Source organism: Kitasatospora sp. NPDC087861, from assembly GCF_044742585.1.
GTDB lineage: Bacteria > Actinomycetota > Actinomycetes > Streptomycetales > Streptomycetaceae > Kitasatospora.
The window spans coordinates 195,043-211,472 of the sequence record NZ_JBIUUS010000009.1; the positions used below are offsets into that span (position 1 = coordinate 195,043).

The following is a 16,430-nucleotide window of genomic DNA, read 5'->3' on the forward strand; positions in this document are numbered from 1 at the left end:
GCGAGCGCAGCGAGCGAACCGTCGAAGTGTGGGCGAACGCCCCTGCCGAGCGTGTCGAGGTGGGCGCATGAGCCGACACGGCCGCGCCCGCCGCAACTCCGACTGCACCGCCGGCGGCCCGCGACCCACGGTGCGGGCGCCGCGTCAGCGGCAGCGGGTCGAGGGGACCGAGCAGGCCTTCGTCATCGGGATCCTGACCAGCGCGGCGGACTTCGCCCGGGCCCGTGCCTGGGGCGTGTCGAACGCCGCCGACTTCGAGAGCTACCTGGCCGACACCGCCGAGCTGCTGGCCGACGTGGCGGAGCGCTTCGACGTCGTGCGGGCCCGGATGTTCCACCCGCAGGACTTCGAGGAGTTCTGCGTCCTGCACGGGCTGGACCCGGCCGAGCCGGCCGCCCGCGACCGCTACCTGGTCAACCCGCCGCTGCGGACCCAGCTGTTGGCCTATCAGGGCGAGGAGCTGGCCGGGGACTTCGTGCCGCGCCTGGTCCGGGCCCGGGAGGACGGGCTGACGCTCTGCCACGCCGACCTGGTGCTGGACGGCGGCCTGTACGGGGGTGCGGGCGGGGCCGACGAGGACCACACCCGGTGGGTGCGCGCCGCCCACCAGCGCGGCGGCGAGGTGTTCCGCCGGATGCTGGTCGGTGCGGGTGCCGGGGTGTACGAGCTGCGGCTGCGGGTGGACGCGCCGGGCGGGCGGCTGACCGCCGCGGCCCGGGTGCTGCAGTGGGAGGACGGCGTCGTACGGATCAACGACGAGGACCTGGAGCTGGTCTGCGCGGTGCTGTGCGCCGGGCTGGCGCTGGAGCTGTCGGGCGTGGCGGTGCTGCACGGCTCGCAGGGCTCGGCGGCGGCCGGCGGGGCCCGCGGCGGAGCCGCTGACGAGCACTTCCGGCCGGCCTCCTGGGCCTGGTCGAGCAGCGGGCAGGACTGGGCGCCGGCGGCCCGGCCGGTACGGCTGGACGGCGTGGCGGCGCAGCCCGGCTACAGCCTGGGGACGGTCGGCTGAGGCGCGCCCTTCGGCACGGCGGTGGCCACCGCACGCGAAACGGCGCGGCCCCCGGGATGCGGGGTGCCGCGCCGTGACGTTTCTGCTTGGCCCGGAAGGCGGACCGAGCCGGCCGGAGCCGGTGCGGCGAACGTCAGCTCGCCTCCTCCTCGCGCACCGCGCGGCGCGCGTCGGGGTTCAGCACGCCCCAGGAGATCAGCTGTTCGGTGAGGATCGACGGCGACTGGTCGTAGATGACCGCCAGGGTGCGCAGGTCGTCCTGGCGGATCGACAGCACCTTGCCGTTGTAGTCGCCGCGCTGGCTCTGGATCGTCGCAGCGTAGCGCTGCAGCGGGCCGGCCTTTTCGGACGGGACCTGGGTCAGTCTCTCCAGGTCGAGGACCAGCCGCGGCGGCGGCTCGGCCGCGCCACCGGGGGTGCCGCCGGGCAGCAGCTCCTGCACCGGGACGCCGTAGAACTCCGCCAGCTCGGCCAGCCGCTGCACGGTGACCGCACGGTCGCCGCGCTCGTACGAGCCGACGACGACTGCCTTCCAGCGCCCCTGGGACTTCTCCTCGACACCGTGCAGGGAGAGACCCTGCTGAGTGCGGATCGCTCGGAGCTTGCCTCCGAGTTGCTTCGCGTAGTCGCTGGACATTGATCTCCCCGGACGAGATTGCTTCGCGTTCAGTGGTGGGTCACGGGCGATTGCCGACGCCGTTACCGGTGGGTTCGACGTCCGTCTCGTAACTCACTGTGAGGTTACGTAGAGTGAGGTAGCTGCGTCAAGCCGAATGGGGCAGTCGTGCGAATGGACCGCATCGGTGACGCATCCGGGGCGTTAACCCGGTGAAGCGGAATGGTGGGCGTCCGGTTGCCTCCCGGCCCGCTGATAGGATGACCCGAAGCCCACGCCAGGTGGCGGGGCTGTCCCCGACATCCTTTAAGACCCGTCCCGTGAGGCGGGGAAGGAGGTCCGCTTCGGCATGACCACACACCAAGATTCGACGCCGCGACCGCCGCACCAGGTGCTGGACGGCACGGACATCGCCCGGGTCGTCACCCGGATAGCGCACGAGATCGTCGAGCGCGCCAAGGGCGCGGAGGACGTCGTGCTGCTCGGCATCCACACCAGGGGCGTCCACCTCGCCCGCCGCCTGCACGGCCGGCTGGCCCAGATCACCGGGCGCGAGATCCCGCTGGGCACCCTGGACATCACCATGTACCGGGACGACCTGCGGCTCAAGCCCGCCCGCGCCCTGGAGCACACCGAGATCCCGCCCGGCGGCATCGACGGCAAGCTCGTCATCCTGGTCGACGACGTGCTCTTCTCCGGCCGGACCATCCGCGCCGCGCTCGACGCGCTGAACGACATCGGCCGCCCGCGCGCCGTCCAGCTCGCCGTCCTGGTCGACCGCGGCCACCGCGAGCTGCCGATCCGGGCCGACTACGTGGGCAAGAACCTCCCCACCTCGCTGCGCGAGGCCGTGCAGGTGCGCCTGTCCGACAGCGACGGCGTGGACGCCGTGCTGGTCGGCGACCGCGACTACACCGCGCGCTCCTCCCAGGCCCTGGCCTCCCAGCCGTCCGAACCGCACCTCCCGGAGTAACCCGCGTGAAGCGCCACCTCGTCTCCGCCGCCGATCTCACCCGCGACGACGCGCTGCTGATCCTGGACACCGCCGAGGAGCTGGCCCAGCTCTCCGGACGGGCCGTGAAGAAGCTGCCCACGCTGCGCGGCCGCACCGTCGTCAACCTCTTCTTCGAGGACTCGACCCGTACCAAGACCTCCTTCGAGGTCGCCGAGAAGCGGCTCTCCGCCGACGTCATCAACTTCTCCGCCAAGGGCTCCTCGGTCTCCAAGGGCGAGAGCCTCAAGGACACCGCGCTCACCCTGCAGGCGATGGGCGCCGACGCGGTCGTCATCCGGCACCACGCCTCGGGCGCGCCGGCCCGCCTCGCCCAGTCCGACTGGCTGCACGGCAGCGTGATCAACGCCGGTGACGGCACCCACGAGCACCCCACCCAGGCGCTGCTCGACGCCTTCACCATGCGCCGCCACCTCAACCCCGGCCTCGGGCAGGACCTGGCGGGCCGCCGGGTGACCATCGTCGGCGACGTCCTGCACAGCCGGGTCGCCCGCTCCAACGTCCACCTGCTGACCACCCTCGGCGCCCAGGTCACCTTCGTCGCCCCGCCGACGCTGCTGCCGATCGGCATCGAGAACTGGCCCTGCGAGATCAGCTACTCCCTGGACAGCGTGCTGCCCAAGACGGACGCGCTGATGATGCTGCGGGTGCAGCGCGAGCGGATGAACGCCGCGTTCTTCCCGACCGAGCGCGAGTACAGCCGCCGCTACGGCCTGGACGGCACCCGGATGGCCCAGCTGCCCGGCCACGCCATCGTGATGCACCCCGGCCCGATGGTGCGCGGCATGGAGATCACCGCCGAGGTCGCGGACTCGCCGCGCTGCACCGTGGTCGAGCAGGTCGCCAACGGCGTCTCGGTCCGGATGGCCGTCCTGTACCTGCTGCTCGGGGGAGCCACCCTCAACGACGCCCGCACCGACTCCGTGGAGACCGCTCAGTGACCACCTACCTGATCCGCAACGCCCAGATCCTCGGCGGTGCCCCGCAGGACCTCCACCTCGCCGACGGCGTGATCAAGGCGATCGGCACCGACCTGGCGGTCGAGGCGGACATCGAGATCGACGCCCGCGGCCTGATCGCGCTGCCCGGCCTGGTCGACCTGCACACCCACCTGCGCGAGCCCGGCCGCGAGGACGCCGAGACCGTGCTCACCGGCACCCAGGCCGCCGCGATGGGCGGCTTCACCGCCGTGCACGCGATGGCCAACACCACCCCGGTGGCCGACACCGCCGGCGTGGTCGAGCAGGTCTGGCGGCTCGGCCAGGAGGCCGGCTACTGCGACGTGCAGCCGGTCGGCGCCGTCACCATCGGCCTGGGCGGCAAGAAGCTCGCCGAGCTGGGCGCGATGCACGAGTCCGCCGCGAACGTGCGGGTCTTCTCCGACGACGGCAAGTGCGTGGACGACGCGGTGCTGATGCGCCGCGCCCTGGAGTACGTCAAGGCCTTCGACGGCGTCGTCGCCCAGCACGCCCAGGAGCCGCGGCTCACCGAGGGCGCCCAGATGAACGAGGGCCAGGTCTCCGGCGAGCTCGGGCTCGGCGGCTGGCCGGCCGTCGCCGAGGAGTCGATCATCGCCCGGGACGTGCTGCTCGCCGCGCACGTCGGCTCCCGGCTGCACGTCTGCCACGTCTCCACCGCCGGCTCGGTCGAGATCATCCGCTGGGCCAAGGCCAAGGGCTGGGACGTCACCGCCGAGGTCACCCCGCACCACCTGCTGCTCACCGACGAGCTGGTCCGCTCCTACGACCCGGTGTACAAGGTGAACCCGCCGCTGCGCACCGCCGAGGACGTCCAGGCGCTGCGCAAGGCGCTGGCGGACGGCACCATCGACGCCGTCGCCACCGACCACGCGCCGCACCCGGACGAGGACAAGGACTGCGAGTGGGCCGTCGCCGCGATGGGCATGGTCGGCCTGGAGACCGCGCTGTCGGTCGTGCAGCAGACCATGGTCGACACCGGCCTGCTGAACTGGGAGGGCGTCGCGGACCGGATGTCGCACCGCCCGGCCCGGATCGGCCGTCTCGCCGGACAGGGCCGGCCCGTCTCGGTCGGTGAGCCGGCCAACCTGGTGCTGTTCGATCCCGCGTACCGTGGTGCCGTGAACCCGGACAGCTTCGCCACCCGCAGCCGCAACACTCCCTACAAGGGCCTTGACCTGCCCGGACGGGTGCACGCCACCTTCCTGCGCGGGCGCGCCACCGTGCTGGCCGGAGAGCTCGCCGAGCAGGGCGGCGCGGCGTGACCGGCCTGGCCCAACTCGCCCAGCAACAGGCGAAGGTCACCAACTGGCCCGGGTACATCGGCTGGGCCGTCGGCCTGCTGATCGTGATCGGCCTCGTCTACTGGCTGATGCGGCAGGGCTGGAACTGGCGGCGCACCCTCCAGTCCGGCATCCCGCCGCTGCCCGCCGTGCCGGCCGGCGCCGGACGGAAGATCCTGGAGACCAGCGGGCGGTACCACGGCACCACCACGGCCGGGAACTGGCTCGACCGGGTCGTCGCGCACGGCCTGGGCACCCGCAGCCGCGCCGACCTCACCCTCGGCGAGGACGGCCTGCTGGTGCAGCGCCCCGGCGACGTCGACCTCTGGATCCCGGCCGGGTACCTGACCGGTGCCCGCACCGACTCCGGGATCGCCGGAAAGGTCGTCCCGGCCGGACTGCTCGTCGTCACCTGGACGCACGAGGGCACCGAGCTGGACTCGGGCTTCCGGGCCGACCACCCCGACGAGCACGCCGCCTGGGTCGAGGCGATCGCTCAACTCGCAACACGTACGAAGACGAAGACGGAAGAGGCCGCTCAATGACCGCACCTGCCCCCACCACGCAGCGCCGACGGCGGGAGCGCATGCCCGCTGTGCTCGTCCTGGAGGACGGCCGGACCTTCCGCGGCCAGGCCTACGGCGCGATCGGCGAGACCTTCGGCGAGGCGGTCTTCAACACCGGCATGTCCGGCTACCAGGAGACCCTGACCGACCCGTCGTACCACCGCCAGGTGGTCGTGATGACCGCCCCGCAGATCGGCAACACCGGCTGGAACGACGAGGACGACGAGTCCAAGCAGATCTGGGTCGCCGGCTACGTCGTGCGCGACCCCGCCCGGGTGGCGTCCAACTGGCGCTCCACCCGCTCGCTGGACGAGGAGCTCGTCCGCCAGGGCGTCGTCGGCATCAGCGGCATCGACACCCGGGCGCTCACCCGGCACCTGCGCGAGCGCGGCGCGATGCGCTGCGGCATCTTCTCCGGCCAGGAGCTGGCCGACCCGGCCACCCTGCTCGCCCGGGTGCAGCAGTCGCCCGAGATGAAGGGCGCCGACCTGTGCGCCGAGGTGGCCACCACCGAGGCGTACGTCGTGCCCGCGATCGGCACGAAGCGGTTCACCGTCGCCGCGCTGGACCTCGGCATCAAGGGGATGACCCCGCAGCGGATGGCCGAGCGCGGCATCGAGGTGCACGTGCTGCCGGCCAACTCCACCCTGGAGGACCTCTACGCGGTCAACCCGGACGGCGTCTTCTTCTCCAACGGCCCGGGCGACCCGGCCACCGCCGACCACCAGGTCGCCGTCGCGCAGGGCGTGCTGGAGCGCAAGACCCCGTTCTTCGGGATCTGCTTCGGCAACCAGATCCTCGGCCGCGCGCTGGGCTTCGGCACCTACAAGCTCAAGTACGGCCACCGCGGCATCAACCAGCCGGTGCAGGACCGCACCACCGGCAAGGTCGAGGTGACCGCGCACAACCACGGCTTCGCCGTGAACGCACCGCTGGACAAGGTGAGCGACACCCCCTACGGCCGGGTCCAGGTCTCCCACGTCTGCCTCAACGACGACGTGGTCGAGGGCCTCCAGGCGCTGGACGTCCCCGCCTTCAGCGTGCAGTACCACCCCGAAGCGGCTGCCGGCCCGCACGACGCGGCCTACCTCTTCGACCGGTTCGTCGAGCTCATGCGAGGCGACGACAAGCACAGTGTTGAGCTCATGGAGGGCCAGCGTGCCTAAGCGCACTGACATCAAGTCCGTCCTGGTGATCGGGTCCGGCCCGATCGTGATCGGCCAGGCCGCCGAGTTCGACTACTCGGGCACGCAGGCCTGCCGCGTCCTCAAGGCCGAGGGCCTGCGGGTCATCCTGGTCAACTCCAACCCGGCCACGATCATGACCGACCCGGAGATCGCCGACGCCACCTACGTCGAGCCGATCACCCCGGAGTTCGTCGAGCGGATCATCGCCAAGGAGCGCCCCGACGCGCTGCTGCCGACCCTCGGCGGGCAGACCGCGCTCAACACCGCGATCTCGCTGGACGCCAACGGCGTGCTCGCCAAGTACAACGTCGAACTCATCGGCGCCAAGGTCGAGTCGATCCACAAGGGCGAGGACCGCGAGCTCTTCAAGGGCGTCGTCGAGGCCGTCAACGCCAAGATCGGCCACGGCGAGTCCGCCCGCTCGGTCATCTGCCACACCATGGACGAGGTGCTGGCCGGCGTCGACACGCTCGGCGGCTACCCGGTCGTCGTCCGCCCCTCCTTCACCATGGGCGGCGCCGGCTCCGGCTTCGCCCACGACGAGGAGGACCTGCGCCGCATCGCCGGCCAGGGCCTGGCGCTCTCGCCGACCACCGAGGTGCTCCTGGAGGAGTCCATCCTCGGCTGGAAGGAGTACGAGCTGGAGCTGATGCGCGACAAGAGCGACAACGTCGTGGTCGTCTGCTCCATCGAGAACTTCGACCCGATGGGCGTGCACACCGGTGACTCGATCACCGTCGCCCCGGCGATGACCCTCACCGACCGCGAGTACCAGATCCTGCGCGACATCGGCATCGCCGTGATCCGCGAGGTCGGCGTCGACACCGGCGGCTGCAACATCCAGTTCGCCGTCAACCCCGACGACGGCCGGGTCATCGTCATCGAGATGAACCCGCGTGTCTCCCGCTCCTCGGCGCTCGCCTCGAAGGCCACCGGCTTCCCGATCGCCAAGATCGCCGCCAAGCTGGCCGTCGGGTACACCCTGGACGAGATCCCCAACGACATCACCGAGCAGACCCCGGCCTCCTTCGAGCCGACCCTCGACTACGTCGTGGTCAAGGTCCCGCGCTTCGCGTTCGAGAAGTTCCCGAGCGCCGACGCCACGCTGACCACCACCATGAAGTCGGTCGGCGAGGCCATGGCCATGGGCCGCAACTTCCCCGAGGCGCTGCAGAAGGCGCTGCGCTCGCTGGAGAAGAAGGGCTCCCAGTTCTCCTGGACCGGCCCGGTCGGGGACAAGGCCGAGCTGCTGGTCAAGGCGGTCGTGCCGACCGACGGCCGGATCAACACCGTGATGCAGGCCATCCGGGCCGGCGCCACCCCGGAGGAGGTGTTCGAGGCCACCAAGATCGACCCGTGGTTCGTCGACCAGCTCTTCCTGCTCGACGAGATCGCCGGGGAGCTGACCGAGGCCGCCGAGCTCACCCCCGAGCTGCTGCGCCACGCCAAGCGGCACGGCTTCTCCGACCAGCAGATCGGTGAGATCCGCGGCCTGAAGCCGGACGTCGTCCGGGAGGTCCGGCACGCGCTCGGCATCCGCCCGGTGTTCAAGACCGTCGACACCTGCGCCGCCGAGTTCGCCGCCAGGACCCCGTACTTCTACTCGTCCTACGACGAGGAGAACGAGGTCGCCCCGCGCACCAAGCCAGCCGTGATCATCCTCGGCTCCGGCCCGAACCGCATCGGTCAGGGCATCGAGTTCGACTACTCCTGCGTGCACGCCTCCTTCGCGCTGGCCGACGCCGGGTACGAGACCGTGATGGTCAACTGCAACCCGGAGACCGTCTCCACCGACTACGACACCTCCGACCGGCTCTACTTCGAGCCGCTCACCCTGGAGGACGTGCTGGAGATCGTCCACGCCGAGCAGCAGGCCGGCCCGCTCGCCGGCGTGATCGTCCAGCTCGGCGGCCAGACCCCGCTCGGCCTGGCCCAGGCGCTCAAGGACAACGGCGTGCCGATCGTCGGCACCCAGCCCGAGGCGATCGACCTCGCCGAGGAGCGCGGCGCCTTCGGCCGCGTGCTGCGCGACGCCGGCCTGCCCGCCCCCAAGCACGGCACCGCGTTCTCCTTCGCGGAGGCCAAGGCGATCGCCGACGAGATCGGCTACCCGGTGCTCGCCCGCCCGTCGTACGTGCTCGGCGGCCGCGGCATGGAGATCGTCTACGACGAGGCCTCGCTCGCCTCCTACCTGGAGCGCCACGCCGGCCTGATCTCCGAGCACCCGGTGCTCATCGACCGCTTCCTCGACGACGCGGTGGAGATCGACGTCGACGCGCTGTACGACGGCACCGAGCTCTACCTCGGCGGCGTCATGGAGCACATCGAGGAGGCCGGCATCCACTCCGGCGACTCCGCCTGCGCGCTGCCCCCGATCACCCTCGGCGGCTTCGACATCAAGCGTCTGCGCACCTCCACCGAGGCCATCGCGCGCGGTGTCGGCGTCCGCGGCCTGATCAACATCCAGTTCGCGCTGGCCGGGGACATCCTGTACGTGCTGGAGGCCAACCCGCGCGCCTCCCGCACCGTGCCGTTCACCTCCAAGGCGACCGCGGTGCCGCTGGCCAAGGCCGCCGCCCGGATCTCGCTCGGCGCCACCATCGCCGAGCTGCGCGCCGAGGGCCTGCTCCCGGCCGAGGGCGACGGCGGCACGCTGCCCGCCGACTGCCCGATCTCGGTCAAGGAGGCCGTGATGCCGTGGAGCCGCTTCCGCGACGTCCACGGCCGCGGCGTGGACACCGTGCTCGGCCCGGAGATGCGCTCGACCGGTGAGGTCATGGGCATCGACAAGGTCTTCGGCACCGCCTACGCGAAGGCCCAGGCCGGTGCGTACGGCGCGCTGCCGACCAAGGGCAAGGTCTTCGTCTCGGTCGCCAACCGGGACAAGCGCAACCTGGTCTTCCCGGCCCGCGCGCTGGTCAGCCTCGGCTTCGAGGTGCTCGCCACCGCCGGCACCGCCGAGGTGCTGCACCGCGGCGGCATCCCGTCCACGCTGGTGCGCAAGCACAGCGAGGGCGAGGGCCCGAACGGCGAGCGGACCATCGTCCAGCTGATCCACGACGGCGAGGTCGACCTCATCATCAACACGCCGTACGGCACCGGCGGGCGCCTCGACGGCTACGAGATCCGCACCGCCGCCGTGTCCCGCGGCGTGCCCTGCCTGACCACCGTCCAGGCGATGGGCGCGGCCGTCCAGGGCATGGACGCGCTGCTGCGCGACGAGGTCGGCGTGATGTCGCTCCAGGAGCACGCCGAACTGATCAACGCCGGCCGCAAGTAGCACCACCGCAGTGGGGGGCACCGACGCCAGACGGGTGCCCCCCACTTCCATGCCCTGGTCCGGGTGCTCACGCTCAGATCCGGGCCCTGATCCGGGAGTTGGGTTTTGTACAAGCTGCTGTTCGATCTCGTCTTCAAGAAGCTGGACCCGGAGAAGGCCCACCACCTCGCCTTCTTCTGGATCCGGCTGGCCTCCTCGGTGCCCGGCCTGCGCACGCTGGTGCGGCTGGTGCTCGCCCCGCGCGACCGGGCGCTGCGCACCACCGCCCTCGGCCTCGACCTGCCCGGCCCGTTCGGCCTGGCCGCGGGCTTCGACAAGAACGGCGTCGGCATCGACGGCCTGGCGATGCTCGGCTTCGACTACGTCGAGATCGGCACCATCACCGGCGAGCCCCAGCCGGGCAACCCGGCGCCCCGGCTGTTCCGCCTGGTCGAGGACCGCGCGCTGATCAACCGGATGGGCTTCAACAACCAGGGCTCGGCCCGGGTCGCCGCGCGCCTCGCCGCCCGCCCGCACACCAGCTCCACCCCGGTGATCGGCGTCAACATCGGCAAGACCAAGGTGGTCGAGGAGGCCGACGCGGTCGCCGACTACGTCAAGTCCACCGAGCGGCTGGCCACGTACGCCGACTACCTGGTCGTCAACGTCAGCTCGCCGAACACCCCCGGGCTGCGCAACCTGCAGGCCGTGGACCACCTGCGTCCGCTGCTCGCCGCCGTCCGCGAGGCCGCCGACCGCACCACCGCGCACCGTGTCCCGCTGCTGGTCAAGATCGCCCCCGACCTGGCCGACGAGGACGTCGACGCGGTCGCCGACCTCGCCCTGGAGCTGGGCCTGGACGGCATCATCGCCACCAACACCACGATCGGCCGCGACGGCCTGCTCGCCGACGCCGCCCGGGTCGAGGAGATCGGCATGGGCGGCCTGTCCGGCGCCCCGCTCAAGGCCCGCGCCCTGGAGGTGCTGCAGCGCCTGCGCGCCCGCACCGAGGGCCGGCTGACGCTGGTCTCGGTCGGCGGCGTGGAGACCGCCGAGGACGCCTGGCAGCGGATCATCCACGGCGCGGACCTCGTGCAGGGCTACAGCGCCTTCATCTACGAGGGCCCGTTCTGGTGCCGCCGGATCCACCAGGGCCTCTCCGCCCGGGTCCGGGCCGCGGGCTTCCGCAACCTGGCCGCGGCCGTCGGCAGCGCCGTCGGTGGCACCAGGGCCGCCTCCTGAACCTCCCACCCCACGACCCTTCGGAAAGGACGACATGACCCTCGCCCCGTTCGGCGCCCGGCTGCGCCAGGCCCTCGACACCCGTGGCCAGCTCTGCGTCGGCATCGACCCGCACGCCTCCCTGCTCGCCGCCTGGGGGCTCGGCGACGACCTCGCCGGCCTGGAGACCTTCAGCCGCACCGTCGTCGAGGCGCTGGCCGACCGGGTGGCCGTGCTCAAGCCGCAGGCCGCCTTCTTCGAGCGCTTCGGCAGCAAGGGCGTCGCGGTGCTGGAGAAGTCCGTCGCGGAGGCCCGGGCGGCCGGTGCGCTGGTCCTGATGGACGCCAAGCGCGGCGACATCGGCTCCACCATGGCCGCCTACGCCGAGGCCTTCCTGTCGCCCGGCAGCCCGCTGTTCTCGGACGCCCTCACGGTCAGCCCGTACCTGGGCTTCGGCTCGCTGCGCCCGGCCCTCGACCTGGCCCGCGCGCAGGGCTGCGGCGTGTTCGCGCTGGCGCTCACCTCCAACCCGGAGGGCGGCGAGGTGCAGCGCGCGGTCGGCCCGGACGGCGAATCGGTCGCGGCGGCGGTGCTGCGGCAGCTGGCGGCGGAGAACGCCGGTGCCGAGCCGCTGGGCTCCTTCGGTGCGGTCGTCGGCGCGACGCTCGCCGACGCGGGCGTGGAACTGGCCGTCAACGGCCCGCTGCTGGCCCCCGGGATCGGCGCCCAGGGCGCGACCATGGCCGACCTGCCGCGGGTGTTCGGCGCCTCGGTGATCAACGTGGTGCCGAGCGTGAGCCGCGACGTGCTCAAGCACGGCCCCTCGGTGGTGGCCCTGCGCTCGGCGGCCGAGCGGTTCGCCGGCGAGTACGCGGACGCGGTGAAGTAGCGGCGATCGCGGGCGCGAACGCGTAGCGGGGCGATGACCCTGCGCAGTGTGCGCAGCCCGGTGCGGCCTCCCCGAGGCTCCCCGGAGTTGACGTGAGCGCCGTCACATTGGCGGTGTCAAAGTCTCGCAATCGCGGTCATTTTGCCCTGGAAAGTCCTGGTCGGCCTTGGCTGACCAGGACTTTTCGTGTTCTTTTCCTGACGCGGCGCCGCAATCCGGGTAGTGTCCGGCGATAGGTCATCGGCGAGCCGCGAATCTCGTAGCTCCCGCAGGTCAAGGGCCCTGTGGTTCTCCTTGCGGACGGTGTCCTGAGAACCAAACCAGTCATAGCTCAATCCCTTCCTTCCACACCCTGAGGTGAACGGCGTGGCTCTTCCGCCCCTTACCCCTGAACAGCGCACCGCCGCGCTCGCCAAGGCCGCCGAGGCTCGCCGGGAGCGCGCCGAGGTCAAGAACCGGCTCAAGCACTCCGGCGCCTCCCTGCACGAGGTGATCAAGGCCGGAAAGGCCGACAACGACGTCATCGGCAAGATGAAGGTCTCCGCCCTGCTGGAGTCCCTTCCGGGCGTCGGCAAGGTCCGTGCCAAGCAGATCATGGAGCGCCTCGGCATCAGCGAGAGCCGGCGCGTCCGCGGCCTCGGTACGAACCAGATCGCCTCCCTGGAGCGGGAGTTCGGCGGCGGTGCCGCCTGACCGTGCCCCGTGGTCCCGGGATCGTCCGCGATCCGGGATAATCGGTGCATGAGTGAGCGTCCGCGGCTGACCGTGCTCTCCGGCCCTTCGGGGGTCGGCAAGAGCACGGTCGTCGCTCATATGAGGAAGCAGCACCCCGAGGTCTGGCTCTCGGTGTCGGCGACGACCCGCCACCCGAGGCCGGGCGAGCAGAACGGGGTCCAGTACCACTTCGTCGACAACGACGAGTTCGACAAGCTGATCGCCAACGGCGAGTTGCTGGAGTGGGCCGTCTTCGCCGGCAACCGCTACGGCACCCCGCGCTCGGCGGTGCTGGAGAAGCTGGACCGTGGCGAGCCCGTCCTGCTGGAGATCGACCTGCAGGGCGCCCGCCAGGTGCGCGAGTCGATGCCCGAGGCGCAGCTGGTCTTCCTGGCTCCGCCGAGCTGGGACGAGCTGGTCCGCCGGCTGACCGGCCGGGGCACCGAGCCGCAGGACGTGATCGAGAAGCGGCTGGAGGCGGCCAAGGTCGAGCTCGCGGCCGAGACCGAGTTCGACACGACCCTTGTCAACACCTCGGTCGAGCAGGTAGCGGCCGAACTGCTAGCCTTGCTCGGTGTAGCCTGACCTGTCTGTCTTTTCCACCCTTTCGGAAGGTTTTCGCGTGTCCTCTTCCATGACCGCGCCCGAGGGCATCATCAACCCGCCGATCGATGAGCTGCTCGAGGCCACCGACTCCAAGTACAGCCTCGTGATCTACGCCGCCAAGCGCGCGCGCCAGATCAACGCGTACTACTCCCAGCTCGGTGAGGGTCTGCTGGAGTACGTCGGCCCGCTGGTCGACACCCACGTGCACGAGAAGCCGCTGTCGATCGCGCTGCGCGAGATCAACGCCGGCATGCTGACCGCCGAGGCGATCGAGGCCGCCTGAGGCGGTGCTCCGGGATTTCCCGTGGAAGGGCCTGGCGGAATCGTTTCCGCCGGGCCCTTCGGCGTACCCGGGGGCTGTGGGCGCGACCACGGTGCGCGCGACGGCTGAGGGGCCGTAGGGTGTGCACGTCCCAGACGTGGAGGAGAGCGGGAGTATGAGCGCGACTTCGGACCGGAGCGGGGCCGACGCGCCGCGCGTCGCCCTCGGCGTCAGCGGCGGCATCGCCGCCTACAAGGCCTGCGAGCTGCTCCGCCGGTTCACCGAGTCCGGCCACCAGGTCACCGTGGTGCCCACCGCCGCCGCGCTGCACTTCGTCGGCGAGGCCACCTGGGCCGCGCTCTCCGGTCGCCCGGCCGCCACCGAGACCTGGGAGCGCGTGCACGAGGTGCCGCACGTGCGGATCGGCCAGCAGGCCGACCTGGTCGTAGTCGCTCCCGCCACCGCCGACCTGATCGCCAAGGCCGCCCACGGCCTCGCCGACGACCTGCTCACCAACACCCTGCTCACCGCCCGCTGCCCGGTCGTCCTGGCGCCCGCCATGCACACCGAGATGTGGGAGCACCCGGCCACCCGGGACAACGTCGCCACGCTGCGCCGCCGGGGCGTGATCGTGCTGGAGCCGGCCGTCGGGCGGCTCACCGGCAAGGACACCGGCAAGGGGCGGCTGCCCGAGCCGTCCGCGATCTTCGACGCCTGCCGGGCCGTGCTGCGTCGGGGCGGGGCCGTGCCGACCGACCTGGCCGGTCGGCACGTGGTGGTCTCGGCCGGCGGCACCCGCGAGCCGCTGGACCCGGTGCGCTTCCTCGGCAACCGTTCCTCCGGCAAGCAGGGCTACGCGCTCGCCGTGACGGCCGCGGCCCGTGGGGCGCGCGTGACGTTGGTCTCGGCCAACGCGGAGCTCGCCGACCCGGCCGGGGTCGACGTGGTGCACGTCTCGACGGCGCTGGAGCTGCGCGAGGCGGCGCTGAAGGCGGCCGAGGACGCGGACGCCGTGGTCATGGCCGCGGCCGTGGCGGACTTCCGGCCCGCCGAGTACGCCACCGGCAAGATCAAGAAGGTCGAGGGGATCGAGCCGGCGCCGGTCGTCCTGGTCCGCAACCCCGACATCCTGGCCGAGCTGTCGGCCCACCGCCCCCGTTCGGGTCAACTCGTCGTGGGTTTCGCGGCGGAGACCGACGACGTGCTCGCCAACGGCCGCGCCAAGCTCGTCCGCAAGGGGTGCGACCTGCTGGTCGTCAACGAGGTGGGCAACGGCAAGGCCTTCGGGACGGACGTCAACGAGGCCGTGGTACTGGGCTCGGACGGCACGGAGACGGCCGTTCCGGTGGGCCCCAAGGAGGCTCTCGCCGACGTGGTCTGGGACCTGGTCGCGAAGCGGCTGGAAACGATCGGCAACTGATCAAGCCCTGCTGGAGAACGGTCGGGATTTCCGAAAGCGGGTGACGCTCGGCGGAAGCAGACCGTTAGACTCCAGGAATCAAGTCTTTCCGGATGTCCCCGGTTCGCCGGGGGCCTTCAGTCAGCAGCCGCTGCAACCCCAGGGAGCGCTGTGTCTCGCCGCCTGTTCACCTCGGAGTCCGTGACCGAGGGTCACCCCGACAAGATCGCTGACCAGATCAGCGACACCATCCTTGACGCTCTCCTGCGCGAGGACCCGACCTCCCGGGTCGCCGTGGAGACGCTCATCACCACCGGCCAGGTGCACGTGGCCGGCGAGGTGACCACCAAGGCGTACGCGCCGATCGCCCAGCTCGTCCGGGACAAGATCCTGGAGATCGGCTACGACAGCTCCAAGAAGGGCTTCGACGGCGCTTCCTGCGGCGTGTCGGTGTCCATCGGCGCGCAGTCGCCCGACATCGCCCAGGGCGTCGACACCGCGTACGAGGCTCGGGTCGAGGGCGACGAGGACGACCTGGACAAGCAGGGTGCCGGCGACCAGGGCCTGATGTTCGGCTACGCGTCCGACGAGACGCCCGAGCTGATGCCGCTGCCGATCACCCTGGCGCACCGCCTCTCCCGGCGCCTGACCGAGGTCCGCAAGAACGGGACCATCCCGTACCTGCGCCCCGACGGCAAGACCCAGGTCACCATCGAGTACGACGGCGACAAGGCCGTCCGCCTCGACACCGTGGTGGTCTCCACCCAGCACGCCAGTGACATCGACCTGGAGTCGCTGCTCACCCCGGACATCCGCGAGTTCGTGGTCGAGCCCGAGCTGAAGGCGCTCGCCGAGCAGGGCATCAAGCTGGTCACCGAGGGTTACCGCCTGCTGGTCAACCCGACCGGCCGTTTCGAGATCGGCGGCCCGATGGGCGACGCCGGCCTCACCGGCCGCAAGATCATCATCGACACCTACGGCGGCATGGCCCGCCACGGTGGCGGCGCCTTCTCCGGCAAGGACCCGTCCAAGGTCGACCGCTCGGCCGCGTACGCGATGCGCTGGGTGGCGAAGAACATCGTCGCCGCCGGCCTCGCCCGCCGCGCCGAGGTGCAGGTCGCGTACGCGATCGGCAAGGCCGAGCCGGTCGGCCTCTTCGTGGAGACCTTCGGCACCGAGACCGTTCCGGTGCTGGCCATCCAGAAGGCCGTCACCGACGTCTTCGACCTGCGCCCGGCCGCGATCATCCGCGACCTGGACCTGCTGCGCCCGATCTACTCCCAGACCGCGGCGTACGGCCACTTCGGCCGTGAGCTGCCCGACTTCACCTGGGAGCGCACCGACCGGGTGGAGCAGCTGAAGGCGGCCGTGCAGGACTGACCCCCGCACGCGTGCAGGCGGCGCCCGTCCCTGGTGGGGCGGGCGCCGCT

15 protein-coding genes are annotated in these 16,430 nt (G+C 71.5%); 14 read left to right on the forward strand and 1 reads right to left on the reverse strand.

Features of this window, described 5'->3' with window-relative positions; genetic code table 11:
* The first annotated feature begins 67 nt into the window (after positions 1-67).
* Positions 68-1,009: a hypothetical protein gene (locus ACIOJE_RS15820; RefSeq protein ID WP_400776627.1), complete on the forward strand. Its 942-nt coding sequence runs from the start codon at positions 68-70 to the stop codon at positions 1,007-1,009.
* 133 nt (positions 1,010-1,142) lie between these two features.
* Here the strand turns inward: ACIOJE_RS15820 and ACIOJE_RS15825 are convergent, their stop codons facing one another.
* Positions 1,143-1,646 carry a transcriptional regulator gene (locus ACIOJE_RS15825; RefSeq protein WP_031072501.1) on the reverse strand — a complete coding sequence of 168 codons (504 nt, stop codon included), beginning with the start codon at positions 1,644-1,646 and terminating at the stop codon, positions 1,143-1,145.
* Positions 1,647-1,974: 328 nt separating this feature from the next.
* On the opposite strand from ACIOJE_RS15825, the gene pyrR reads away from it, so the two are divergent.
* The 13 genes from pyrR to metK all read left to right on the forward strand — a co-directional run bounded on the left by pyrR (position 1,975) and on the right by metK (position 16,380).
* The gene (gene pyrR, locus ACIOJE_RS15830) at positions 1,975-2,598 is read left to right on the forward strand and encodes a bifunctional pyr operon transcriptional regulator/uracil phosphoribosyltransferase PyrR (RefSeq protein ID WP_280682866.1); all 624 of its coding nucleotides are present in this window, start codon (positions 1,975-1,977) and stop codon (positions 2,596-2,598) included.
* Between the two features lie 5 nt (positions 2,599-2,603).
* Positions 2,604-3,578: an aspartate carbamoyltransferase catalytic subunit gene (locus ACIOJE_RS15835; protein ID WP_280682864.1), complete on the forward strand. Its 975-nt coding sequence runs from the start codon at positions 2,604-2,606 to the stop codon at positions 3,576-3,578.
* On the forward strand, positions 3,575-4,879 hold the full coding sequence (locus ACIOJE_RS15840; protein WP_280682862.1) for a dihydroorotase: 1,305 nt from the start codon (positions 3,575-3,577) through the stop codon (positions 4,877-4,879). Before ACIOJE_RS15835 ends, ACIOJE_RS15840 begins: the two co-directional genes overlap by 4 nt.
* Complete coding sequence (locus ACIOJE_RS15845; protein ID WP_280682856.1) at positions 4,876-5,442, forward strand: hypothetical protein; 567 nt, start codon at positions 4,876-4,878, stop codon at positions 5,440-5,442. Before ACIOJE_RS15840 ends, ACIOJE_RS15845 begins: the two co-directional genes overlap by 4 nt.
* Complete coding sequence (carA, locus tag ACIOJE_RS15850) at positions 5,439-6,629, forward strand: glutamine-hydrolyzing carbamoyl-phosphate synthase small subunit (RefSeq protein WP_280682854.1); 1,191 nt, start codon at positions 5,439-5,441, stop codon at positions 6,627-6,629. Before ACIOJE_RS15845 ends, carA begins: the two co-directional genes overlap by 4 nt.
* Positions 6,622-9,930, forward strand: coding sequence for a carbamoyl-phosphate synthase large subunit (gene carB / locus ACIOJE_RS15855; RefSeq protein WP_400776632.1), 3,309 nt, complete (start codon positions 6,622-6,624; stop codon positions 9,928-9,930). Before carA ends, carB begins: the two co-directional genes overlap by 8 nt.
* A 105-nt stretch (positions 9,931-10,035) precedes the next feature.
* Entirely contained in the window at positions 10,036-11,151 is a 1,116-nt protein-coding gene (locus tag ACIOJE_RS15860) for a quinone-dependent dihydroorotate dehydrogenase (protein ID WP_280682851.1), read from the forward strand.
* A 34-nt stretch (positions 11,152-11,185) separates the two neighbouring features.
* Positions 11,186-12,019: an orotidine-5'-phosphate decarboxylase gene (gene pyrF, locus ACIOJE_RS15865; RefSeq protein WP_400776635.1), complete on the forward strand. Its 834-nt coding sequence runs from the start codon at positions 11,186-11,188 to the stop codon at positions 12,017-12,019.
* 366 nt (positions 12,020-12,385) lie between these two features.
* A complete protein-coding gene (gene mihF, locus ACIOJE_RS15870; RefSeq protein ID WP_030056187.1) occupies positions 12,386-12,712 on the forward strand; it encodes an integration host factor, actinobacterial type in 327 nt (108 codons plus the stop codon).
* A gap of 48 nt (positions 12,713-12,760) precedes the next feature.
* Positions 12,761-13,318, forward strand: coding sequence for a guanylate kinase (gmk, locus tag ACIOJE_RS15875; RefSeq protein ID WP_280682845.1), 558 nt, complete (start codon positions 12,761-12,763; stop codon positions 13,316-13,318).
* A 37-nt stretch (positions 13,319-13,355) separates the two neighbouring features.
* Complete coding sequence (gene rpoZ, locus ACIOJE_RS15880) at positions 13,356-13,622, forward strand: DNA-directed RNA polymerase subunit omega (protein WP_030240625.1); 267 nt, start codon at positions 13,356-13,358, stop codon at positions 13,620-13,622.
* 154 nt (positions 13,623-13,776) lie between these two features.
* Entirely contained in the window at positions 13,777-15,021 is a 1,245-nt protein-coding gene (gene coaBC / locus ACIOJE_RS15885; protein WP_400776639.1) for a bifunctional phosphopantothenoylcysteine decarboxylase/phosphopantothenate--cysteine ligase CoaBC, read from the forward strand.
* A gap of 150 nt (positions 15,022-15,171) precedes the next feature.
* Positions 15,172-16,380: a methionine adenosyltransferase gene (metK, locus tag ACIOJE_RS15890; RefSeq protein ID WP_280682839.1), complete on the forward strand. Its 1,209-nt coding sequence runs from the start codon at positions 15,172-15,174 to the stop codon at positions 16,378-16,380.
* Positions 16,381-16,430: the final 50 nt, after the last annotated feature.

What these genes read in the sequence shown, in the direction of transcription:
- ACIOJE_RS15820 (WP_400776627.1), top strand. Translation starts at nt 68, where the DNA reads ATGAGCCGACACGGCCGCGCCCGCCGCAACTCCGACTGCACCGCCGGC.
- ACIOJE_RS15825 (WP_031072501.1), bottom strand. Translation starts at nt 1,646, where the DNA reads ATGTCCAGCGACTACGCGAAGCAACTCGGAGGCAAGCTCCGAGCGATC.
- pyrR (WP_280682866.1), top strand. Translation starts at nt 1,975, where the DNA reads ATGACCACACACCAAGATTCGACGCCGCGACCGCCGCACCAGGTGCTG.
- carA (WP_280682854.1), top strand. Translation starts at nt 5,439, where the DNA reads ATGACCGCACCTGCCCCCACCACGCAGCGCCGACGGCGGGAGCGCATG.
- pyrF (WP_400776635.1), top strand. Translation starts at nt 11,186, where the DNA reads ATGACCCTCGCCCCGTTCGGCGCCCGGCTGCGCCAGGCCCTCGACACC.
- gmk (WP_280682845.1), top strand. Translation starts at nt 12,761, where the DNA reads ATGAGTGAGCGTCCGCGGCTGACCGTGCTCTCCGGCCCTTCGGGGGTC.
- coaBC (WP_400776639.1), top strand. Translation starts at nt 13,777, where the DNA reads ATGAGCGCGACTTCGGACCGGAGCGGGGCCGACGCGCCGCGCGTCGCC.